This is a genomic window from Pedobacter quisquiliarum, from assembly GCF_014642175.1.
GTDB lineage: Bacteria > Bacteroidota > Bacteroidia > Sphingobacteriales > Sphingobacteriaceae > Pedobacter > Pedobacter quisquiliarum.
In genome coordinates this window covers 231868-257084 of sequence record NZ_BMIL01000007.1, presented here as the reverse complement: position 1 = coordinate 257084, position 25217 = coordinate 231868, and the positions used below count along the sequence as shown (strand labels likewise).

Below are 25217 nucleotides of genomic sequence, written 5' to 3'. Positions count from 1 at the left end.
ACAAGCACTACACACAGACCCCCAGATTACTGCTTCACATTTCTTTTCACAATTCCCGCTAACACCATAACTTTCAGCAAGTTCAAGTGTTATAGAAGGAGTCAGCGCTCCCGCAAATTGCACATCCGCATCGTGATGTATTCATGTATAGGCGAATATTTTGGGATACTTCAAATTGTACCTGAGATTTAGCCTTCAATATTTCAAATATAAACGAGTATGAAAAGAATGTTTACAAGAATCTCTGTTCTGACTTTTCTTGGTTTACTTTTTATCAGCAATGCTTTTGCCCAGAATATAACAATTACGGGCGTTGTTACGGATGCAGCAGATCGCTCTGCAATTCCGGCAGTAAGCATACAGGTTAAAGGCACAACCTCAGGAACACAAACAGACGCAAGTGGAAGATATTCCATCAATGCACCAAGCAACAGCACCCTGCTATTTACCTACATCGGTTATACCACCAGAGAGGTGCCAGTCAATAATCAAACTTCCGTTAACATCGCACTACAATCCGACGTACAGAATCTGGAACAGGTGGTTGTGGTCGGATACGGTACACAACGGAAAATCGATGTAACCGGATCAGTAAGTACCGTAAAAGGTGAAGACATCACCAAGCAGGCTTCTGTAAACCCGGTTAGTTCTTTACAGGGCCGTGTGGCTGGTGTAAACATCACCAACAACGGTGCACCAGGTTCTTCTCCGCAAATCACCATTCGTGGTACCGGTACAATCTATGGTAATACCGGCGTATTGTATGTCGTAGACGGTGTGTGGTATGACGATATCAACTTCCTGAATCCTGCAGACATTGCAAACATCAGTATTCTGAAAGATGCATCCAGTCAGTCGATTTACGGTATCCGTGCAGCAAACGGTGTGGTTCTGGTAACCACGAACCGTGGTAAGCGTGGTGATGCTACGGTTAACTATAATGGTTATGTGGGTATACAAAGCGTAACCAATGCGGTGGATATGACCAATGCAACAGAATATGCGACTGCGGTTAATGAGCTTTATGGCTTACTGAACCAGGAGCCATTGTTCGCAAACACCAACCTTGGTGAGGGCACAAACTGGCGCGATGTTATCCTTAGAGATGCAATGGTGACCAATCACCAGATCTCTGTAAATGGTGGTGGTGAAAAATCAACTTACAATTTATCTCTGGGCTATCTGAACCAGGATGGTAACGTAGAGAACAACAACTACAAACGCTATACAGCAAGGTTATCAAGCGACTTCCAGATCTTCGAACCTTTGAAAGTTGGTTATAATGTAACCGGAAGCTCAAGTGCTTCAAAGGATGCACCTGGTTCTATTTTCCGTGGTTTGTATGCTGCATCTCCGGTAGTACCGGTTTTCAACGCTGATGGCTCTTATGGTGATCCCAACAGCTTCAATCTGGGTAATGGAAGTAACATGAACCCGCAAGCGACTTTAGACTTCTACAATCAAAGAACTGCCAGATATAAAGTTACCGGTAATGTGTTCGCTGAATTGAAGTTTCTAAAAGACTTTACGTTTAAAACGAGCTTCGGTGGCGACTTTGGCCAGGATGAAGTGCGTTCTTATACACCGAAATACTTCGCAACGACTGCACAGAACGCGACGATCAGCGTGTTGGGTGTAAATCGTGTGGAAACGCGTAACTGGATCATAGAAAACACCTTGTCTTACGATAAGAAAATTGAAGATCACAACTTCACCGTTTTACTTGGTCAGACTGCTCAACGCTTCAAGAGCTATTCTCTGAATGCATCTGCACAAAACGTACCTTTTAACAGCGATGCCGATTTATATTTAAGCCTTGGCGATGCGGCGAGCCGTGTAATCAATGATAGTGGCTCCCTGAATACGGCTGCTTCTTACTTCGGACGTGTTAACTATTCCTTCGCTAACAAATACCTGTTAAATGCTTCACTTAGAGCAGATGGTGCATCTCAATTCTTTGGCGGCGAAGATGTTTGGGGCTACTTCCCTTCAGTTGGCGCAGGCTGGGTAATCACCAACGAGGAATTCATGAAAGATCAGAAGATCTTTACCAATTTGAAACTTCGTGGTAGCTGGGGTAAAGTAGGTAACGCAGGTGTACCTATCAACCCGACAACACAACTTGTTTCTCAGGGTGCAGGATTAATTGCTTTCTTTGGTGGACTGCCTTATACAGGTGCCGGCATTACCACATTGGTACCGCCAGCAATTTTCTGGGAACGCAGTGCAGGAACAGACATTGGTTTGGAAATGGGCTTCATGAAAAACCGTCTGAATGTAGAATTGGATTACTACAACAAAACAACCGAGCAGGCCATTTTTGATATTCCAATTTTTGGATCATTGGGTACCTCAAACAGCAGATTGATCGGTAACCAGGCAGATTTCCGCAACCGTGGATTTGAATTCAGTGCAACCTGGTCTGATAAGACTGCTGGCGACCTGACCTATTCGATCAGTGCCAATCTTGGTATTAACAACAACAAAGTACTTAATGTAACAACAGGTAATAACCCGATCTATGCGGGTGGAACCGGACTGGTAAGTGGTGCTTTAGCGACCAGAACTGTTGCCGGAAGACCTATCGGTGAATTCTTTGGCTATCAGGTAGCGGGTATTTTCCAGTCTAATGAAGAAGCAGCAGCTTCTCCTCAGGCGGGAACAACTGCTGGTGACTTCAAATATGTAGATCAAAATGGTGACGGCTTAATTGATGGCAGAGACCGTATTGCTTTGGGTAATCCAAATCCTAAATACAACTATGGTGTAAACACCAATTTTGCTTACAGAAACTTCGATCTAACCATTGATGTTCAGGGTGTGGCTGGTGTAGACATCTATAATGCGAATCTGGGCTACCGTTTTGGTAACGAGAACTTCACTAAGGAGTTCTTTGATAACCGTTGGACCGGACCAGGTTCCACCAATACTTACCCTTCTGCGAAAATAGGTGGTGCAACCAACTATTTACCTAACGATTTCTATGTAGAAAGTGGCGCATACGTAAGGTTGAGAAATGTTCAACTGGGTTATTCCTTACCTACCGAATTGGTTAATAAGTGGAAGATGAGAAAGTTCAGGGTATTTGCAAATGCGCAGAATGCTTTAAACTTCTTCGGGTACCGCGGCTTCAGTCCTGAAGTTGGTGGATCACCAACCAATGCAGGTATTGATGCGAATGTTTATCCATTATTCGCGACCTACAATGTTGGTGTAAATGTTACATTTTAATTGATCAAACCATGAAAACCTTAAATAATACATTTCTTTTAAAAAGCCTGAGTGTGGCACTTTTATCTACCGCACTACTGGCTAGCTCTTGCAAAAAGAGTTTCCTGGATGTTGATCCTCAGGGGCAGCAGCCATCAGCGGAATTCTGGAAGTCGGCCGACGATGCCACCAAAGCTGTTAATGCGATTTATGCGAACCTACGCAAGTGGGAGAACGTGGCCTTTCCAGCATTAGTTATTGAAAGCGTTGGCTCAGATGAAGCAGATAAAGGTTCTACGCCTAATGATGCGACATTCTGGAATCTGTACGATACGTACACCGTAACTTCAACAGAAGGTTCTTTACAAAGCTTCTGGACAGGTCAATACCAAAACATCAATCTCGCGAATCAGGTGCTTACCAATATTCCGGCCATTGAGATGGATGAAAACCTTAAAGCAAGGTATCTGTCAGAAGCGAAATTCGTTCGTGCCTTATCATACTTCAGACTGGTACGTGCTTATGGCGACGTGCCTTTGAGGTTAACTATCCCTAAAGATGCTTCGGAGTACAATCTTCCACGTACACCTAAAGATCAGGTTTATGCGCAAATTGAGAAGGATCTTACAGAGGCTGCAACCGTATTGCCGCAAAATTATCCGGCTACGGATCTTGGTCGCGCTACCAAAGGTGCAGCAATGGGCTTGCATGCAAAGGTTGCCATGTATCAGAAAAAATGGAGCGATGTGCTTAGCCTGACCAATCAGGTGATGGGCCTTGGCTATTCGTTGTTCCCAGATTTTGAAAAAACGTTCCGTACGGAGAATGAAAACAACAGTGAGTCTGTATTTGAAATTCAGGCAGAATTGCTACCTGGAAACGCAGGTGCATCTAACTCGCAATACAGTCAGGTACAAGGTGTAGCTGGTGTACCCGGTGGTGGCTGGGGCTTTAACGTTCCTTCTGCTGCACTTGCCGCCGCATTCGAGCCAAATGATCCAAGAAGAGATGCAACAATCATCTTCAGAGGAGAAACTACCCCTCAGGGTGATGTAATTCCAACGACAACGCCAAACCCGATGTACAACCAGAAGTCGTACGTGCCATTCAATTTACGTGTATCAGGCTTTGGCGAAGGTGCACAGCAGAACATTCGCATATTACGCTATGCTGATATCCTGTTGATGAACGCGGAAGCGGCAAACGAACTCGGAGATGCTGGTCGCGCGCTGACTTCATTGAACCTTGTACGTGCAAGGGCCAGAGGAAACAACCCGGTAACTGTTTTAGCGCCGGTGACCACAACGGACCAGACTGCACTTCGTAACGCAATTTACAAAGAGCGTCAGGTTGAGCTTGCGATGGAAAGTGACCGCTATTTCGATGTTATCCGACAGGGCCGTGGACTTGAAGTATTTGGCCCTAAAGGCTGGAAAGCTGGTAAAAATGAGGTTTGGCCAGTACCCCAACCAGAGATTGATCTGAGTGGTGGACTATTGACACAGAACCCTGGATATTAATACACACAAATACCCTTATCTATATTTTAACTTAAAGGTTGCCGCATCAACGGCAACCTTTTTAAAATCAAGCCTATGTTAAAGATAAATCAAAAGCAACTGTTCATGATTGGCCTGGCCACATTGCTCTCGCTCGGTAGCATTGTCGCCTCCGCACAAAAGAAAACAGCAAACTACATAAAACCGGACCTGAAGATTAAGAGAGGATTAAGTGATGATCAGTTGCTTGATCTTGTACAGAAGCAAACTTTCCGTTATTTCTGGGACTTTGCACATCCGAAAAGTAGTATGGCCAGGGAACGTAGCAACCGCTCCTTTGATTATGGTGATGAGGTGGTAACCACCGGCGGTACCGGATTTGGTGTGATGGCGACCATTGTGGCTTCGGAACGTAAATTCATTACCCGCGAGCAGGCGGCTGCACACACCAAGAAGATTGTCGATTTTCTTTGGAAAGCCGATATGTTTCATGGTGCATTTCCGCACTGGCTGAATGGTGAAACCGGAAAAGTGATTCGCTTCAGTCCTAAAGATGATGGAGCGGATATCGTGGAAACGGCATTTCTATTTCAGGGGTTACTTACCGCTAAACAATACTATACGGCAGACAATGCAGTAGAACGTGATATTAGAAATAAGATCACCTGGATGTGGGAAGGCATTGAATGGGATTGGTTTACCCAAAATCAGAATGTGCTTTACTGGCACTGGAGTCCGAATAATGGCTGGAGCATGAACCACCAGATTAAAGGTTGGAATGAGTGCCTTATGACTTATGTACTTGCCGCAGCTTCACCAAAGAACAGCATCAGCCGCAGGGTATATGATGATGGCTTTACCAATAACAACACCTTCTACAACGGCAAGAAGTACTTTGATACCACCCTGCCATTGGGGTTTGAATATGGTGGACCATTGTTTTTCGCTCATTACTCTTTTCTTGGGCTGGATCCCCGAGGTTTGAACGATGGCAAAGCAGATTACTTTGAACAGAATAAAGCGCACACCTTGATCAACCGTGCTTATTGTATTGAAAATCCGAAGGGCTACAAAGGCTACTCCGCGAACAGCTGGGGCTTAACAGCAAGTGATAGCTGGCAAGGTTATGCAGCGCATTCCCCTACAGAAGATCTTGGCGTGATCACACCAACAGCTGCCCTATCTTCCTTCCCATATACCCCGGAATATTCCATGCAGGCCTTGAGACACTTTTACGAAAATAAAGGCGATCAGATCTGGACGGAATATGGCTTTGCAGATGCGTTCAGCGAACAGCACAACTGGGTGGCGAAGTCGCACCTGGCCATTGATCAGGGTCCGATCATCGTGATGATTGAAAATTACCGCAGCGGCTTGTTATGGAAATTGTTTATGAGCAACCCGGATGTAAAAGCAGGTTTAACGAAGCTAGGGTTCAAAAGCCCGGCCATAAATAAATAATATGTTAAAACGCGCAGCAATTCTGGCAACTTTGGTCCTGCTGACCGTACAACTGTTTGCGCAGCAGCAGCTGGCCTATTGCAACCTAATTAATCTGGATCAAGGTTATACGCCCATTTGGTCCAAGGGTATGGATAAGGAAAAGCCGTACTACTTCCGCATTGAAGCCTTGAATGAAAATGGTCAGTCGAAATTGTCGGACCTAATTAAAGCAGAATAAGCATTAAAGAATATGAATATGAAGAAATCAACTTACCTGATGATAGCTGGACTGCTGATCAGTAGCAGCAGCGGGTTTTCGCAGCAGCAGCCTGGGGCCGCTGCAAACCAGAAGATGAATACCTATATATCGACACTCATGTCTAAAATGACCGTTGAGGAAAAAATCGGGCAGCTGAATCTGGTAACTGGCGGTGAGGCCACGACCGGCTCCGCGGTAAGCTCCGATGTAGAAGGCAAAATACAACGTGGACAGGTGGGTGGCATTTTTAGCATGACCACCCCACAGCGGATTCGGAAGGCACAGGAGATTGCCGTAACCAAGAGCAGGTTAAAAATTCCATTGATCTTTGGTCAGGATGTGATCCATGGCTATAAGACCACCTTCCCTATCCCATTGGGCCTTGCTGCAACATGGGATCTGCCGTTAATACAGAAAACTGCACGAATTGCGGCGACAGAGGCAAGTGCGGATGGTTTGAACTGGACCTTTTCCCCGATGGTAGACATCTCCCGGGATCCACGTTGGGGGAGAATTTCCGAAGGTAGCGGTGAAGACACCTATCTGAGTTCGGAGATTGCAAAAGCCATGGTTAAGGGCTACCAGGGTGATGACCTGACGAAGTATAACACCATTATGGCTTGTGTAAAACACTTTGCCTTGTATGGTGCTGCAGAGTCTGGTCGTGATTACAACACAACCGACATGAGTTTACATCGCATGTACAATGAATATTTGCCACCTTATAAAGCGGCGATTGATGCAGGTGCAGGAAGTGTAATGACTTCTTTTAACGACATCAATGGTGTACCGGCTACTGCGAATAAATGGCTTATGACGGATTTGCTTCGTAAGCAATGGGGATTTAATGGCTTTGTGGTAACTGATTATACAGCTGTGTCTGAACTTATTGACCATGGCCTCGGTGACTTGCAACAAGTGTCTGCCTTATCTCTGAAAGCAGGAGTTGAGATGGATATGGTGAGTGAAGGTTTTCTGAATACGCTTGGAAAGTCTTTGAAAGAAGGTAAAGTTACCGAGGAGCAGATTAACAATGCCTGTAAGCTGGTCCTTGAAGCAAAATACAAACTTGGTCTTTTTGATGATCCATATCGCTACTGTAATGATGCACGTGCAAAAAAGGAGATTCTTACTCCTGCAAATCTGCAAGCGGCACGTGAAGTGGCTGGTCAAAGTTTTGTGTTGTTGAAAAATCAGAACAACTTGCTACCACTGAAGAAGTCGGGCACCATTGCTTTGGTTGGGCCACTAGCAAACACCAGAAGCAACATGCCAGGTACCTGGAGTGTAAATGCAGAATTAAACAACACACCTTCCCTTTTAGAGGGGTTAAAGACGGTTGTTGGGAATAATGTTAAGATCCTGCATAGTCTGGGTTCGAACCTATTGGAAGATCCGGCATATCAGGAAAGAGCAACCATGTTCGGTCGTGAAATTCCAAGGGATAACCGCAGCGAAGAAGTCATCATTCAGGAAGCTGTAGCCAATGCCATGAAAGCAGATGTGGTTGTTGCCGCGTTGGGAGAAAGTTCTGAAATGAGTGGAGAAAGTTCCAGTCGCACAGACCTGGAGATTCCGGACGTACAGCAACGCCTTTTAGCGGCCTTGTTAAAAACCGGAAAACCGGTTGTACTCGTGCTGTTTACCGGCCGCCCCTTAGCGTTGAAATGGGAGAGTGAAAATGTCCCTGCTATCCTGAACGTATGGTTTGGTGGTACGCAGGCCGCTGCTGCAACTGGTGATGTCTTGTTTGGTAACGTTAATCCTTCTGGAAAACTTACCGCAACATTCCCGCAAAATGTGGGTCAGGTTCCAATTTATTACAGTCATAAAAACACTGGTCGACCTTTGGAAGAAGGTAAATGGTTCTCGAAGTTCCGTTCCAACTATCTGGATGTGACCAATGAGCCACTTTATCCATTTGGATATGGCTTGAGCTATACGACTTTCAGCTATGGCGATATCAAGTTATCGGCACCTTCTTTTAAAGCAGGAGAATCCATTAGAGCGACGGTTACGGTAACAAACAACGGTAAGTATGAAGGCAAGGAAGTTGTTCAGCTTTATACACGCGACATGGTGGGAAGTATCACGCGTCCGGTGAAAGAGCTTAAGTCTTTTCAGAAGATTAGTTTGAAGCCGGGTGAAAGTCGCGAAGTAACCTTTACGATTAGTGCTGAAGACCTGAAATTCTACAATGCGGAGCTGCAATATGTAGCTGAGCCAGGTGACTTCAAGTTGTTTATCGGAACAAACTCCAGAGATTTAAAGTCAGCTGATTTCAAGCTGTTGTAACGCTAAGCAAAAAAAAAGCCGGCTTCCTTAGCGGAAGCCGGCTTTTTTATTGCTGGTATTTTAGTCAGCCATGTTGTGATAAACGGCTTGAACGTCATCATCTTCTTCAAGCTTATCAATTAACTTGAATACGTCCACTGTCTGCTCTTCCGAGATTGGCGTAGTGGAAAGTGCGATACGTTCTAATTTCGCGCTTTTCATTTCCACACCAAGGTCTTCAAGTGATTTTTGCATCTTTCCGAAGTCCTCAAATGCCGTTTGAACAACAGCGATATCATTTCCTTCTTCATCAGACTCCAGGTAAAGTTCCTCAAGACCTGAATCAATCAATTCAAATTCCAGTTCTTCCAGGTCGCGTTCGCCAGGTACGAATCTAAAGATCGACTTCCTGTTGAAGATAAAATCCAGGGAACCTGTTTTACCAAGTGTACCGCCAGTTTTATTGAAATAGCTGCGCACGTTTGCAACGGTTCTGTTGGTATTGTCTGTAGCCGTCTCAATCAGGATGGCTACACCATGCTGTGCATACCCCTCATAAACATGCTCCTCGTAACCGTTCTCGTCCTTGTTTGATGCACGTTTGATTGCGGCATCAACACGGTCTTTAGGCATGTTAACGGCCTTTGCGTTCTGGATGGCTGTACGTAAGCGGGAGTTGGTATCGGGACTTGGGCCGCCATCTTTGACAGCCATCACGATCTCTTTACCTATACGTGTAAACTGGACAGCCATTTTCGCCCAGCGTTTAAATTTTCTTTCTTTTCTGAATTCAAATGCTCTTCCCATTATATTTTGTTTAAGGCTTTACCTTATTTGTTTTTTAAGTTATCCAACATGTCTGTGGTCATTTTTGCAAGGTCGAACTGTGGCTTCCATGCCCAGTCTTTGGTTGCGAAAGCATCATCAATTGAGCTCGGCCAGCTGTTTGCAATAAGTTGTCTCGGATCGTTAGCGGTGTAGCTGAGTTGAAAATCCGGAATGTGCTTCTTGATTTCTGCTGCGAGGACTTCAGGTGTAAAACTAACACCTCCAAAGTTGTAGCTTGATCTTATGCTGATGTATTCTGAAGGCGCGTCCATCAATTCGATGGTACCCCGTATGGCATCATCCATATACATCATTGGCAGTTCTGTATCTGCATCCAGGAAAGATGCATAGCTGCTCTTCTTTAGCGCATCATGGAAAATGTGAATGGCATAGTCGGTGGTACCTCCTCCCGGCGCAGCTTTCCAGCTGATCAGTCCAGGATAGCGAATGCTTCTTACGTCGAGACCATATTTCTGATTGTAGTATTCGCACCATCTTTCGCCGGCAAGCTTACTAATACCATAGACGGTGTTTGGATCCATGACGCAGTACTGCGGGGTATTAACTTTGGGCGAGTTCGGGCCGAATACAGCGATGGAACTTGGCCAGTAAACTTTTGCCGTTTTGTAAACGAGTGCAAGTTCAAGCACATTCAGCAGGCCATTCATGTTCAGGTCCCAGGCCAGCTTCGGATTTTGTTCTCCGGTTGCCGACAGCAATGCTGCAAGGAGATAAACTTGAGTAGGCTTATACTTCTGAAATATGGTGTTGAGTGTTTCTCGTTCCAGTACATTTACGAACTCGAATGGACCTGAATTTTTGATGTCATAATCAGGGCGGCGGATGTCGCAAGCGACTACATAATCTTCGCCGTAAATTTTTCTAAGAGCGGTAACAAGTTCAGTACCTATCTGCCCGTTGGAGCCTAAAACAAGTATTTTCTCACGCATTAAATTAAAGTTTTGGCAAAGGTAAAAAAAGCAGGCATTTATACTAAATGAAAAGGCCGGGCATTTTATTATGCCCGGCCTTATTATTAAGAAGTTCTACTAGTAACCTGGATTTTGCACCAGATTGGTATTGGTTACCTGGTTGTTCGGAATTGGGAACAACAGGTATTTAGGATCGTCAACTTTCTTTTCTTGTGTAGGTGTTAAGAATTGGCCAAAGCGAATTAAGTCCTGGCGTCTCATACCTTCCCAGTAAAACTCACGTCCACGTTCATCTAGTAGGTTTGCTAAAGTTAAGCTCGCAAGTGGTGTAGCACCACGAACCGTACGAAGTCCGTTAACCAGGGTAAGTGCCGGTCCATTCTGGGATGTTCTTAACAGCGCTTCTGCTTTCATTAGAAGTACATCGGCATAGCGGAAATACACCCAGTCGTTTTCAGCAATACCGGTAGCCAGGTTGGTATAATCTACAGGATACTTGATTACGCGAATACCTGCAACTTCCAAGTGGTTTGGATCTCTTTCAATGATGCTCACTTCAGGTGTAAAGATCAGGTTATTGCCCCTACGATCTTTTAATATCGCACCCGTCTGATCGGTCTGCTGACCTACAAGGAATCCGGCCCTAACACCTGCCTGATTGGTTACGCCTGGATAAGCGACGCCACGGCGCTGATCATTTGCTTCAAACTTGTTGTAGAAGTCTGACAAGGTTGCGAAACCATTGTTGCCCCCTGGTCTTTGATTATAGTGCAGACCGGCAATCCAGGTACTGTTTACACCTCCGGCATCAGAACCGCCAAGGTTTTGAGCAGTAAAGATGTTTTCTTTTGAAAGGGCATCATTGTTCGGCGCAAAGTTGTCGAAGTAGTTGGCAGATAAGGTATACTTACCCGTGTTGATGATCTGATCAGCAAGGGTAATTACCTGGTTCATATCTGCAGCGTCGAAGGTTGGCGTTTGACGATTTAGAAAAGCACCTTTATTTAAGTAGCATTTCATCAGCAAGACGCGTGCGGCATCTTTGTTCGCCTGGTAATTCGGGCCGTTAGGTAGATCGGGTAAGATCGCGTTAAGCTCCGCAATGATGTAATCCAGCGCTTCTGGTGCCTGTCTTACTTTTGAAGGCTGTGTTACGTCTTCCCCAGGTTCGCGGTAGGGAACCTGGTTCCAGCCGTCTAAGATGGAGAATTGTGCCATGGCGCGCAGAAAACGTGCTTCTGCAGCCTGAACTGGTGTAGGGTTGAACTGGAAAAGGTTGGTGGTTACAAAACTCACACTGTTGAGGTCTCTGAATACGTTAGAGATCCTCGGGTGATCGGTAGCCCAACGGTGAAGGTGCAATGCTCTCCAGGCACCATTATCATCCCAGTCACCAGCCCTGGTTGGTGCAATGGCTTCATCTGTCGGGAACTCCTGCAGCGCCCACCAGCCGTATGTGCCCTGATATGGGCTTCGCATGGCGGTGTAACTTGCGTTTAGTAGTGCGGCAACGTTTCCGGAGGACACGCCGGTGTTACCGATCTGGCCATTTAGGTTTTCATCAAGCTTGGTACAACCTGTTGCAAATAGCGCTAATGCAACAAAAGCTGTTATATATTTCGTTCTCATATGCTGTTAAAATTATATTATAGTGAAAAGTTCAGTCCGAAGTTGAAGGTTCTTGCAGTTGGATAAGAAATGTACTCGATACCAGCTGAAGGTACGCCGTTTACACTTTTATCCACATTCACTTCCGGATCAAAGCCCTTGAATTTAGTGATTACAAAAAGGTTCTGTCCGTTAACAAATACGTTCAGCCCTTTGATGGATTTACCAATATTTCCGATTGTGTAGTTGATGGTTGCATTTGCAAGTTTCAGGTAATCACCTTTCTCAATGTAACGTGATGATGCCGCAATCGGGTTGGCAAGCGATTCCTGAATTGACGAATTCAGCAGATCACTGGCCACATTTTTACCAGTACCAAGGTTGGAGATTGGCAATACAGAGTTTGCAGTATTGTTGTAGATATCCTGACCCAGGGAACCGTTAAAGTTTGCAGTTAAAGAAACGTTTTTGTATCTGAAATTAGTGGTTAAGCCCAGGATTACTTTCGGGTTTGGATTACCTACGTAATAATAGGTAAAACCTTCATCTGTATAAGTTGAAAACCCATTCGCATCAAGACCATTGAATTGTCTGGTTAGCATTGCAAAAAGTGGCAGGCCGCTTTGAACAACTTCAACCGTTACATCACTTAGTCCTTGACCGCTTAATGCACCGGTGTTAATTCTACCGGTGATGTTGTCAACCTGATTTTTCAGGAAGGTTGCATTTCCACCTAGAGACCAGGAGATGTCTTCTCTTTCAATGATTGCACCGTTTAAAGCAAGTTCCACACCTTTGTTGGTGATTTCACCCGGTAAGTTCTGCCATGTGATGGCTACACCAGGGTTTGCTGGTACAAATGGGATTTGAGGGAAAAGTAGATCCGTGGTTACTTTCTTGAAGTAATCTACCGAACCCGATAGCTTATTGTTGAACAAGGTAAAGTCAGCACCAACGTTGATCTGCTTGTCAGATTGCCATTTTAGCTTTTTATTCTCGTTGTTAACACCAGTGAAAGATGGTGCACCATTGGCGAAGTTGATGTTGTAACGTTGTTGTGCAGAACCTGAAGGAAACTCCTGGTTACCGGTTAAGCCGTAACCTGCACGTACTTTCAATTGATTGATCCAGGCAACGTCAGTCAGGAAGCTTTCGTTCTTGATGTTCCATGCTGCAGAGAAAGATGGGAAGTAACCATAGCGGTTATCAGAGCCAAACTTGGTTGAACCATCCGCACGGAATGTTGCGGTTAACAGGTATTTATCTGCGTAGTTGAAAATCGCCCTTGCAAAATAAGATTGCAACTGGGTGGTTGGATCGTTAAATGAGCTAAGGGTTCTGTTCGCGGGAGCTGTCGCTTGCATGATGTCGGTATAATCTACATCGATGGCGCCAAAACCTCTGGCTGTGCTGGTGATACCTTTATTAATATAGTTGGTGTATTCATAACCTAAAACCGCGTTCAGGTTTAGTTTGCTTGCGATCTCCTTGTTAAAGTTTAAGGTATTTGTAAACTGCTGCGTAACGAGTTCGGAGTTTGCATAGCTACCGTATCCACCAAGGAAAGCACCATTGGCTTCAATGCCAGGTAGGTTTAAATAGCTACGTGTTGAAGCTCTTCTGATACCTGTACTATAGTTGATACTTGCAAGCATGCGGTATTCTAACCAGTCCGTAATTTTGTAGTAAGGTGATACACTACCCAGGATGGTCGAAACTTTAGATTTATCGCTTGATGCTTCAGACATTGCAAGTGGATTCACAATTGAAGAAAGCGGCTCAATGAATAATGATCCATCGGGATTGCGGAATGGTCTGGTTGGGTTCCAGGAAAGTGCCTGGCTGATTAAACTTCCACGGAAACCTGCATCTGTTGTAATCGGCGCAATGTTCTCCAGATATTGACTGGTGATTAAGCCGACATCTAGTCCAAGCTTTTTACTCTCCAGGAATTTGAAGTTACCGTTGAAGGAACCACTGTATTTGGTGAAGTCGGTTTTGCGGATGATACCTTGCTGATCCTGGTAGCCGAAGGATGCACGGTAGGTGTTATCCTGACTACCGCCGCTTAGGCCAATAGAATAATTCTGGTTGTAAGCGGTTCTGGTAATTTCGTCTATGGCATCAACGCTGCCACCGAAATCAAATTGCTCCACATCATAACGGGCAAGTGCCTGGCGATACTGATCACCATCAAGCACATCAATTTTGCGCGCCATGTTGCTTACACCAGCAGAAGCCGACACATCAATTTTAGTTGCGCCACTTTGACCGCGTTTTGTGGTGATGAGTACAACACCATAAGCAGCCCGGGATCCGTAGATTGCTGTAGCAGATGCATCTTTTAGCACTTCCATGCTCGCGATGTCGGCAGGGTTGATAAAGTTCAGCGGGTTACCACCTGGAGCATTACCAACACCCCCACTCGCCGAAGGACGGGCAGACCGGTTGTCTAATGCAACACCATCTACCACGTACAATGGCTGACCGGAACCGGTCATAGCGGTATTACCACGGATACGCACGGTAGTCGATCCACCAGGCTGACCGCTGTTGTTGATCATTTGCACACCGGCAACTTTACCCTGGATCAGTTGATCAGGTGCATTTAGTGGACCCTTGTTGAAGTCCTTAGCGCCTACAGTAGTTGCGGCACCGGTCAGGTCGCTCTTTCGAACCGAACCATACCCTACAACCGTAACCACGTCGAGATCTGTTGATCCGGCAAGTGCGACATTGATACTGGTTCTGCTGTTGATGGGTACCGTTTGTGTTTCAAGACCCACATAACTAAAGGCAAGTTGGGTGACTGTTGTGGGTACGGTAATGGCGAATCGGCCTTCAGCATCTGTGAGGACCTTTACGTTTGCGCCTACCGCTGATACCGTAGCGCCGGCGAGGGTGTTGTTTTCGTTATCTTTTACAGTACCGCGGATGAGCGTTTGGGCGAAGGCGGCTGCGTTGATAAAGACTAACAAAAAGCAGCAAAGGATAAGTTTGTTAAACTTAGAGAAACAAAAGGCATCATAGAAGATGCCTCCGTTTCCAGGAGGTAGAGCTCTGTTCATAGTTGTTATATTTGGTTGTTTAATAAAATTGCAAATGGTTGAATATTCATCACATAAGAGCAAAAGATGCTTAGAATTTTCAATTAACTTTATTGCAAGCAATATAGGGTTTAAAAGATATTTACAATATATTTTTGGCGGAATGACGAGGTATTTTCACATTAGTTTCTCGTATTTACACAGATTGTAAAAATATTGCTAGAATGTCTTGGAAAATTGATGCATTATTCCTTAGTTTTAAATAATGTTTAAGTAACAGATAATTGAATTTCTAACCCTTAATTTTTAGCATATGTAAAGAAGCCCTTTTCTAACCAAATTAATTCACCAACTAACCAAATATTGTATGTTTAAAAATTTACTAAGTTCTAAAAGAAAGATCTTTCTTTTACTTACCTGCATGCTCCTGTCTTTAGGGTTGCATGCACAAGTCAGAATCACCGGTAGAGTTACCAGCAGTGATGACCAGTCACCGATACCCGGTGCTTCCATTAAAATTAAAAATTCCGCACAAGGCACCATGACCGACGGGAATGGTGCTTTCGCTATTTCAGCAAGTCCTAGCGACGTCCTTGTAATTTCCTTTGTTGGTTATCAATCTACAGAAGTAACGGTAGGCTCGCGGACAACCGTTAACATTGCCCTGAAACAAGAGGACAATAACTTAAATGAAATTGTTGTAACTGGTTATACTAGTCAGCGTAAGAAGGATTTAACTGGCGCGGTTGCGGTAGTAGACGTAGCACAGCTAAAGTCTCAACCAGCAGCAAGTGCGGTTGAAGCTTTGCAGGGTAAGGCCCCAGGTGTTCAGATCGTTGTAGACGGTGCGCCAGGTTCTACACCTCAAATTCGTGTTCGTGGTGTAACTACAATTAACAACAACGATCCACTTTACGTAGTTGATGGTGTTCCTTATGAAGGTAAACTAAGCTGGTTGAACCAGAACGACATTGAAAGTATGCAGATTTTGAAAGATGCATCTGCGGCGTCAATCTACGGTTCACGTGCAAACAACGGGGTTGTGATCATCACTACCAGAAAAGGTATCCAAGGGCCGCCTAAAGTTACTTTAGACGCTTACTATGGTACGCAGACACCTCGGAAAAACACTTTCCCTGAGTTCCTGAGTCCGATTCAGTATGCACAGGCTTTCCCTAATGCAACCAACTACGGCACTGGTGCTACACCAGTGCTTCCGGAATATTTGCGTGCAGGTAATATCTTTGGCTTAAATGTTACGCCAGCAGATGCAGATCCTTCTAAGTATTTATATTCTAACGACCCGAACAGCTTCTATCAAATTACAAGAGCTAACCAACAGGGTACAAACTGGTTTGAAGAAATCACTGAAAATGCACCAACTCAAAATTATCAGGTGTCGGCTTCAGGTGGTGGCGAAAATTCAACATACAGCTTTTCAGCTGGATATCTTGACCAGAAAGGTATTATTAAATATACTGGCTTCAAGAGATACAACACCCGTGCCAACACAAGCGTTTCGGCACTTGACAAAAAGTTACGTTTTGGTGAAAACCTTTCTTATAGCTACTCTGAAGGATTCGGTTTCGGTGTAAATCCGAACGTTTCCGGAGATTACCAGGATGAAGGTAGTGCGATTGGATGGGCATACCGTATGCCGACCATCGTTCCGGTATATGACATCCAAGGCAATTTCGCAGGTAGTAAAGGTAGCGGTTTAGGTAATGCTGAAAACCCACTTGCTTTCTTATACCGTGGAAAAGACAACCTTAACAAAAGCAACTTCTTCTTTGGTAATGCCTTTGCAGAACTAGACATTGTTAAAGGTTTGACCTTGAGAACTAACTTTGGTTTACGCTATGAGAACTACAACAACATTAGCATGCGTTATCCAAACCCTGAATTCTCTGAAGGTAACAGCTCAAACAACTTGAGCGAAACGCAAGGATTCAATAGCGAGTGGACCTGGACAAACACCTTGACTTACAGAACTACATTTGCTGAGAAACACAATTTGACTTTATTAGCAGGTACTGAGGCAATCCAGAATAAAAGCCGCTCATTAACTGGTGGTCGTAACGACTTCTTCGTTCTAGGTGACATGGATTACTATTACCTGAATGTAGGTACAGCGAACATCAGCAACGGAAGTTCTGGTAGTGCAGGTTCCCTGTTCTCGCTATTCGCAAGAGCAGATTACTCGTTCAACGACCGTTACTTGGCAAGTGTTACCATTCGTAGAGATGGTTCATCCAACTTTGGTCCGGATAACAAATATGGTGCTTTCCCAGCTGGTAGTATCGCATGGAGGGTTTCAGAAGAAGACTTCCTAAAGAACAAAGTGAGCTGGTTAAATGACTTGAAATTCCGCGCAGGTTACGGTGGTACTGGTAACCAGAGAATTCCGGTTAACCAATACCTGAGCCGCTACCAACAAGGTCTGTTAACATCTGCTTACCCACTTCTTGGTGGAAACGGTGTTGTTACCGGTGTATGGCAGAATGCTTATGCTAACCCTGAAATCAAATGGGAATCTGTAACGTCATTAAACGTTGGTTTAGACTTTACCTTATTTTCTTCAGCAATTGATGGATCGGTTGACTGGTATAACAGAAAAACTAAAGACATGTTATTCCCGGTTCAGTTGCCTTCAACAGCAGTTGGTTTGGGTAACTCACCTTACCGAAATGTGGGTGATATGAGCAACAAAGGTGTGGAGGTTAACTTGAACTACCACTATGGTAGAAACAATGATAGTCCTTTCACTTTTGACCTTGGTGTAAACTTCTCTAAAAACGTAAACAAACTGGAAGAAATCGCACCTGGTGTTGATCAACTACAGTACGGTGCTTTCAGAAGCTTGCGTACCAGTATCCTGAAGAAAGGCGCACCATTCGGCTCTTTCTATGGTTATGAGCAAAGTGGTATTTTCCAAAGTGATGCAGATATCGCAGGAAGCCCTTCTTATCCTAATGCACGTGTTGGTGGTATGAAATTCAGAGACATCAATGGAGACGGTGCAATTACGCCTGAAGACAGAAAAATCATTGGTAACCCAAATCCAGATTTCTACTACTCGCTTAATCTAAATGCTTCATATAAGAACTTCGACGTATCAATGTTCTTCAACGGTGTACAAGGAAATGATCTTTATGATACCAATCGCTACTTTACTGACTTCCCTACTTTCCAGGGTGCAAAAAGTACACGTTTGTTAAACGCATGGACACCAACGAACACTGCAAGCAACATTCCATCTGTAACAGGTACTGCAGCTGAGATCGAATATGAATCTTCAAGCTACTACGTACAAGACGGAAGCTTCTTCCGCCTGAAAAACCTTCAGATCGGATATACCATTCCAGCAGAAAAAGTGTTTGGTTCTAAGTGGGGTATCAGCAAATTCAGAGTTTATGCTAGCACAACAAACGTATTTACAATCACAAACTACACTGGACTAGATCCGGAAGTTAGTGCTGAATCTGAGACTTACTCAGCGCTTGGTGTTGACCGCGGTATCTATCCAAACCCTCGTCAGTTTCTACTAGGTGTAAGTGTTGGCTTTTAACGATTTAATAAGACATTATGAAAAAGATTAATCATATTATATTTGGGATGATGCTTCTTTCAGCTGTAGGCTGTAAAAAGGATTTTCTCGAAAAACGTCCCCAAGGGGAACTTAGTCAAGAGCAATTGACAAATCAGAAAGGTGTAGAAGCAACGTTAACCGGCGCTTATGCATTGTTAAACGGAAATCTAAGTGGTACCTGGGGTAACTATGCTTCGGGACCAAGCCAATGGCTCTTAGGTGAAGTGACTTCGGACAATGCGCATAAAGGTAGTGATGCTGGTGATCAGCCAAACATGAACGCTTTGGAGCGCCACTCACCTACAAGCACTAACGACAACTTGTCTACTCTATGGACGCGCTGCTTCGAAGGTATTCAAAGATGTAACAGCACATTGCGTATTTTAGCAGCTTTACAAGCAAGCTCTGGAGAGAAATTTGCAGATAAACGTGCTGCGGAAATTCAGGCAGAAGCAAGGTTCCTACGTGGACACTACTACTTCTTTTTGGCAAGAGCATTTAAGAATGTTCCTTTAATTCTTGAAAACACAACTGATCCTGCTGTAGACAACACCGCAGATATCTACCCTGCAATTGTTGAAGATTTCACTTATGCGGTAGCGAATCTTAGTACAACTAAGCCGCTTGATCAAGTTGGTCGTGCAGATAAAATTGCTGCACAGGCATACTTAGGAAAGGTGTTGCTTTACCAGAAGAAATATGCTGAAGCATTAACGAACTTCACAGCGGTAATGGCAGCAAGACCTGCTATCACTACCCTGGATTACAAAGCGAATTTCGATATCACTCGTGAAAATGGTCCAGAGAGCATTTTTGCTGTACAACATGCCGTAGGAACAGATGGTAGCGGTGGTGATAACGGAAATGTTGGAGACATGCTTAACTATCCTTATGGTGGTAGCTCAAAAACCAGCTGCTGCGGATTCTTCCAGCCTTCGATTGACCTGGCAAATGCTTTCCGCGTAACTGCGACTGGTCTGCCGATGATTGATGGTAGCTACAGAACCAATCCATTTAAATCTGACTTCGGTTTGACTACTGCACAGAAAGCTGCTTACCAGGTAGAGCGTTCTCTATTGGTGGATCCAAGGATGGACTACACTCTAGGGAGAAGAGGCGTACCTTATCGCGATTGGGGTGTAATGCAAGGAGATCCATGGATCAGAGAGGTAACTACAGGTGGACCATTTGTGCCATATAAGAACTCTATCGAGTTTGCAGAGTTTACAAACGGTACTGCTCCAGGTTCAACGAATGTTAACGGCTTAAACGTAAATGTTATCCGTTTAGCTGACGTATACCTGATGGCTGCAGAATGCCAGGTTGAGCTGGGTAACTTACCAGAAGCACTTCGCTTGGTGAATGCCGTTCGTGCAAGAGCTGCTCAACTTCCAGTAGCGACTGATAAGGCTGTAGGTGGTGCACCAGCAGCAACTTACAGAGTAAACCCATATCCTGCTTTCCCAAGCCAGACTTACGCAAGAGATGCCGTACGTTTTGAGCGTAGATTAGAGCTTGCGATGGAAGGTCACCGTTTCTATGACCTTGTACGTTGGGGCATCTTGAAACCTACATTGGAGAGTTACTCTGCTTTTGAGGGTCAATTCTTAGCAACTTCAAGAGGTATTACAATCGGTGATGAGGATAACTACTTCCCGATTCCACAAGAACAGTTGGATAGAAGTAACGGGGTACTTAAACAAAACCCAGGTTACTAGTATAACATCATTCTTTAACAAAAAAGCCCTGCATAGTTTCTATGTGGGGCTTTTTTGTTCAGGTGAGTAGTATTGCACATACGCGTAACAAATGCATTATATTCGAAAATTTAATGTGTTGGAATTACACTTTCCAAATAAATTTTTCTCTATTTTAGATTTTGTAAGAAACAGAATCCTTTAACAACTAAATATAAACCACATGAATAGAAGAGACGCAGTTAAAAGTGTCGCCTTTTTAATGGGAGGCGCATTATCTGCTACAACTATTGGCGTATTCCTTGAAGGATGCCAGCCTTCAAAAAATTCTTCAGAAAATTTGTTTTCAGCAGACCAGGAGAAAATGCTCGCTGAGCTAGCTGACACCATCATCCCGACAACAAAGACGCCTGGTGCGAAGGCAGCCGGTGTGGGCCCTTTTATCTCTTTAATGATGAAGGATTGCTATCCTGAAGAGGCACAAAAGGTATTTGTTAAAGGCCTTGAAGACCTTGAAAAAAATTCAAAAGATAAATTCAAGAACTCTTTTGTTAGCTTAACACCTGCTCAACGCACGGAATTATTAGGAAAGTTCAGAGAAGAAACTATCGCTGCACAGAAAAATGATAAGGACGAAGCTGCGAAATTGCAGGAAAAAGAAGCGGCAGAACTTGAAAAGAAACCAGAAAAAGAAAGAGCTGGAAATCCAATGGCCGCTAAAAAGCCGGTAGCTAAACATTACTTCTTCGCTATTGCTCGTGATCTGACAATGCTCGGATATTTCACTTCTGAAATTGGAGCCACTCAGGCTTACGAATACATTGACATTCCAGGCAGATATGATGGTTGTGTTGATATGAAACCAGGTCAAAGAGTTTACGCATAATATTTATTAAAGAAATGAACTTAAATACAAAAGCTACAGCACAAAACACCTACGATGCCATCGTTATTGGATCAGGTATTAGCGGGGGTTGGGCAGCCAAAGAACTAACCGAAAAAGGTCTTAAAGTACTTTTGCTGGAACGCGGCAGAAACATAGAGCATATTAAAGATTATACCACTGCAATGAAAAAGCCATGGGAGTTTGAACACCGTGGCCGATTAACAGAGGAACAAAAAAGAACGCACCCGGTACAGATGCGTGACTACCCTTACCAGGAGTTTAACGAGAGTTTCTGGGTGAATGACTTAGACTGTCCGTATACAGAGGTAAAACGTTTTGATTGGTACAGAGGCTTCCATGTTGGTGGAAAATCACTAATGTGGGGTCGTCAAAGTTACCGCTTCAGTGACATCAACTTTGAAGACAATTTAAAGGATGGTCATGGTAATGATTGGCCGATTCGTTATAAAGATCTTGAAAAATGGTATGACTATACCGAGCGTTTTGCGGGTATTAGTGGTCAGAATGAAAACTGGCCAGCGCTTCCTGATGGGCAATTCCTGCCTCCGATGGAAATGAACTGCGTGGAGAAATCCGTTAAAAAACGCATTGAGGATCACTACAAAAGAGAGCGTATCCTGACCATCGGTCGTACAGCTAACTTAACTGTTCCCCATAAAGGTCGTGGAAAGTGCCAGTACAGAAATCTGTGCAGCAGAGGATGTCCTTTCGGCGCCTATTTCAGCACGCAATCTTCTACCCTTCCTGCTGCAGTAGCAACCGGAAACCTTACACTACGTCCGTACTCCTTGGTGAGTCACATCATCCACGATAAGGAAAGCAAAAAAGCCAAAGGTGTGATGGTGATTGATTCGGAGACCAATGAAAACATGGAATTCTATGCAAAGATTGTTTTCGTTAACGGCTCTACATTGGGTACAACGCAGATCTTGCTTAACTCTACTTCAGACGAGCATCCTAATGGTTTAGGTAATGCAAGTGGTGAACTAGGTCACAACTTAATGGATCACCACTTCCGCTGTGGCGCAAGTGGCCAGGCAGAAGGCTTTGATGATAAATATACCTACGGTAGAAGAGCAAACGGTATCTATGTACCTCGCTACCAGAATATGGGCAACGATAAGCGCAACTATCTGCGTGGTTTCGGTTACCAAGGTGGTGCAAGCCGTACAGGATGGCACCAGGATGTAGCTGAACTTGCCTTCGGAGGTGATTTCAAAGATCAAATGACTGTTCCAGGTGTTTGGCAGATGGGCCTTGGTGGTTTTGGTGAGGCACTTCCTTACCATGACAACAAAGTTACCCTTGATAAAACCAAGAAAGATAAATGGGGACTTCCGGTATTGGCCATCGACTGTAGCTTCAGAGACAACGAAACGAAGATGCGTGAAGCGATGAAAAATGATGCTGCGGAAATGCTTGAAGCTGCGGGTATGAAGAACATTGTGACTTACGACAATGGCTCAACTCCAGGTATGGCGATTCACGAGCAGGGTACTGCCAGAATGGGTAACGATCCAAAAACTTCGGTACTTAACAAATGGAACCAAATGCATGAGGTAAGCAACGTATTCGTAACCGATGGTGCTTGTATGCCTTCTATTGGATGTCAGAATCCTTCATTAACCTTCATGGCACTTACTGCAAGAGCAGCTGATTACGCTGTTGCTGAACTTAAAAAAGGAAATATCTAATGGCAGAAAAGAAAATAAGAATGGGTATGGTTGGCGGTGGTAAAGATGCCTTTATCGGCGCTGTACACCGCATTGCTGCTAATATGGATGGCTTGGTTGAATTGTGCTGCGGCGCGTTCAGCTCAGATCCAGAAAAAGCAAAAGCATCTGGTCGTGCCCTTTTTATTGCGGATGATAGAAACTATGGAAGCTATGCTGAAATGTTCGAAGCGGAAAGTCAACTTCCTGCAGATCAGCGGATGCAATTTGTAAGCATCGTTACCCCGAATTTTGCCCATTTTGAACCAGCAATGCTGGCGTTAAGTGCCGGATTTCATGTGCTGATTGATAAACCTATGACGCTGACGCTTGAAGAAGCTAAAAAACTTTATGCCAAAGCACAAGAAACCGGATTGATGGTGTGCTTAACGCACACCTACTCTGGCTACCCGATGGTGAAACAGGCAAGACAGATGGTGAAAGCCGGTGAACTTGGTCGCATCAGAAAGGTTTGTGTGGAGTATCCACAAGGCTGGCTTAGCCTTCCTTCAGAGAATGAAGGTAACAAGCAAGCCTCCTGGCGCACCGATCCCTCTAAGAGCGGCATCAGCGGCTGTATGGGTGATATCGGCACGCATGCTGCACAATTGGCTGAATACATTTCGAATGTCAAGATCTCACACATGTGTGCAGATCTTAACATCGTTGTAGAAGGCCGGTCGTTGGATGATGACGGAAATATCCTGTTGAAGTTCGATAATGGTGCAAATGGTATTTTGATGGCTTCTCAGATCGCTGCAGGCGAAGAAAATGCTTTGACAATAAAGGTTTATGGTGAAAAAGGTGGCTTAGAATGGCACCAGGAAGAACCTAACACCTTAAAATTAAAGTGGCTTGATGCACCTGCGCAGATATATAGAACAGGACACAATTACCTGAGTTCATTCGCAGCAAATAATACCAGAACCCCTGCAGGGCACCCTGAAGGCTATCTGGAAGCTTTCGCAAACATTTACCGCAACTTCGTAACCACGATAGACAAGGTTAGTAATGGCGAAAAACCTTCGGATGAAATGCTGGATTTTCCAACTTCAGAAGATGGTGTGCGCGGAATGGCATTTATTGAAAACGTCGTAGCTTCAGGCAAATCAGACCAGAAGTGGTATGAATTTAAAATTTAAAGATGACTACAATTAAAGGACCCGCTATATTTTTAGCTCAGTTTATTCAGGAAGAAGCACCCTTCAACTCGCTTGAAGGTATTTGTAAATGGGCAGCTGAGCTTGGATTTGTCGGCATTCAGATGCCGACATTAGATGATCGCTTTATAGACCTTAAGCTCGCTGCGGAAAGCAAGACTTACGCGGATGAATTGAAAGGCAAAATCAACAGCTATGGTCTGGAGATCACGGAGCTATCGACACACCTGCAAGGACAGTTGGTTGCCGTAAATCCTGCATATGATCTTGCCTTTGACGCTTTTGCGCCAAAAGAACTGCATAACAACCCTAAAGGTAGAACGGAATGGGCGGTGCAGCAATTGAAATATGCTGCTAAAGCTTCGCAGAACCTGGGGTTAAACGCACATGCCACCTTTAGCGGTTCGCTACTTTGGCATATGTTCCACCCCTGGCCGCAACGCCCGGAGGGCTTGGTAGATGCCGGCTTTACTGAACTTGCTAAAAGATGGATGCCCATCTTGAATGAATTTGATAATTGTGGCGTAGACGTTTGTTACGAAATACACCCTGGAGAGGATTTATTCGATGGTATTACCTACGAAATGTTCCTGAAGAAAGTAAATAATCACCCTCGTGCATGCTTGCTTTATGATCCATCACACTTCGTACTGCAGCAACTGGATTACATTCAGTACATCGACTTCTACCATGAGCGTATTAAAGCATTCCACGTAAAAGATTCTGAATTTAACCCAACGGGTAAGCAAGGAACTTTTGGAGGGTACCAAAGCTGGGCGAACCGCGCAGGAAGATACCGTTCACCAGGCGACGGACAGGTAGATTTCAAAACCATTTTCAGCAAGCTGACGCAGTATGACTTCAAAGGCTGGGCGGTTATGGAATGGGAATGCAGCCTGAAAGACTCCAACGTTGGCGCTAAAGAAGGTGCAGAATTCATTAAAAAACACATTATTCCTGTTACGAACAGGGCTTTTGACGACTTCGCTGCTACTGGAGCAGATGAAGCATTCAACAATAAAATTTTAGGACTATAACCCGGAACCGGGCAC

At 44.4% G+C, this 25217-nt stretch carries 15 protein-coding genes; 11 read left to right on the top strand and 4 right to left on the bottom strand.

Going from position 1 to position 25217, the window contains the following annotated elements:
• The first annotated feature begins 219 nt into the window (after positions 1-219).
• From IEW69_RS12065 to bglX, 5 genes are all read left to right on the top strand, one after another.
• Positions 220-3231, top strand: a complete 3012-nt coding sequence (locus IEW69_RS12065; RefSeq protein WP_188627107.1) for a SusC/RagA family TonB-linked outer membrane protein — start codon at positions 220-222, stop codon at positions 3229-3231.
• An 11-nt stretch (positions 3232-3242) separates the two neighbouring features.
• Entirely contained in the window at positions 3243-4730 is a 1488-nt protein-coding gene (locus tag IEW69_RS12060; protein ID WP_188627106.1) for a RagB/SusD family nutrient uptake outer membrane protein, read from the top strand.
• A 75-nt stretch (positions 4731-4805) separates the two neighbouring features.
• On the top strand, positions 4806-6170 hold the full coding sequence (locus IEW69_RS12055) for a glucoamylase family protein (RefSeq protein ID WP_229663608.1): 1365 nt from the start codon (positions 4806-4808) through the stop codon (positions 6168-6170).
• A 1-nt stretch (position 6171) separates the two neighbouring features.
• Positions 6172-6390 carry a hypothetical protein gene (locus IEW69_RS12050; RefSeq protein ID WP_188627105.1) on the top strand — a complete coding sequence of 73 codons (219 nt, stop codon included), beginning with the start codon at positions 6172-6174 and terminating at the stop codon, positions 6388-6390.
• Positions 6391-6408: 18 nt separating this feature from the next.
• On the top strand, positions 6409-8706 hold the full coding sequence (gene bglX, locus IEW69_RS12045) for a beta-glucosidase BglX (protein ID WP_188627104.1): 2298 nt from the start codon (positions 6409-6411) through the stop codon (positions 8704-8706).
• A gap of 60 nt (positions 8707-8766) precedes the next feature.
• Here bglX and IEW69_RS12040 read toward each other — a convergent pair whose 3' ends face one another.
• The 4 genes from IEW69_RS12040 to IEW69_RS12025 all read right to left on the bottom strand — a co-directional run bounded on the left by IEW69_RS12040 (position 8767) and on the right by IEW69_RS12025 (position 15121).
• On the bottom strand, positions 8767-9492 hold the full coding sequence (locus IEW69_RS12040; RefSeq protein WP_188627103.1) for a YebC/PmpR family DNA-binding transcriptional regulator: 726 nt from the start codon (positions 9490-9492) through the stop codon (positions 8767-8769).
• A gap of 23 nt (positions 9493-9515) precedes the next feature.
• Entirely contained in the window at positions 9516-10463 is a 948-nt protein-coding gene (locus IEW69_RS12035) for an NAD-dependent epimerase/dehydratase family protein (protein WP_188627102.1), read from the bottom strand.
• Positions 10464-10562: 99 nt separating this feature from the next.
• Positions 10563-12074 carry a RagB/SusD family nutrient uptake outer membrane protein gene (locus tag IEW69_RS12030; protein ID WP_188627101.1) on the bottom strand — a complete coding sequence of 504 codons (1512 nt, stop codon included), beginning with the start codon at positions 12072-12074 and terminating at the stop codon, positions 10563-10565.
• Positions 12075-12091: 17 nt separating this feature from the next.
• Positions 12092-15121, bottom strand: coding sequence for a SusC/RagA family TonB-linked outer membrane protein (locus IEW69_RS12025; protein ID WP_188627100.1), 3030 nt, complete (start codon positions 15119-15121; stop codon positions 12092-12094).
• A gap of 346 nt (positions 15122-15467) precedes the next feature.
• On the opposite strand from IEW69_RS12025, the gene IEW69_RS12020 reads away from it, so the two are divergent.
• The 6 genes from IEW69_RS12020 (at position 15468) to IEW69_RS11995 (ending at position 25202) form a co-directional block, all read left to right on the top strand.
• Positions 15468-18668, top strand: a complete 3201-nt coding sequence (locus IEW69_RS12020) for a SusC/RagA family TonB-linked outer membrane protein (protein ID WP_188627099.1) — start codon at positions 15468-15470, stop codon at positions 18666-18668.
• A 17-nt stretch (positions 18669-18685) separates the two neighbouring features.
• Positions 18686-20407, top strand: coding sequence for a RagB/SusD family nutrient uptake outer membrane protein (locus tag IEW69_RS12015; protein ID WP_188627098.1), 1722 nt, complete (start codon positions 18686-18688; stop codon positions 20405-20407).
• A gap of 202 nt (positions 20408-20609) precedes the next feature.
• Positions 20610-21272, top strand: coding sequence for a gluconate 2-dehydrogenase subunit 3 family protein (locus IEW69_RS12010; protein ID WP_188627097.1), 663 nt, complete (start codon positions 20610-20612; stop codon positions 21270-21272).
• 14 nt (positions 21273-21286) lie between these two features.
• The gene (locus IEW69_RS12005; RefSeq protein WP_188627096.1) at positions 21287-22987 is read left to right on the top strand and encodes a GMC oxidoreductase; all 1701 of its coding nucleotides are present in this window, start codon (positions 21287-21289) and stop codon (positions 22985-22987) included.
• A complete protein-coding gene (locus IEW69_RS12000) occupies positions 22987-24147 on the top strand; it encodes a Gfo/Idh/MocA family protein (protein WP_188627095.1) in 1161 nt (386 codons plus the stop codon). Before IEW69_RS12005 ends, IEW69_RS12000 begins: the two co-directional genes overlap by 1 nt.
• Positions 24148-24149: 2 nt before the next feature.
• A complete protein-coding gene (locus IEW69_RS11995; RefSeq protein ID WP_188627094.1) occupies positions 24150-25202 on the top strand; it encodes a sugar phosphate isomerase/epimerase family protein in 1053 nt (350 codons plus the stop codon).
• Positions 25203-25217 lie beyond the last annotated feature (15 nt).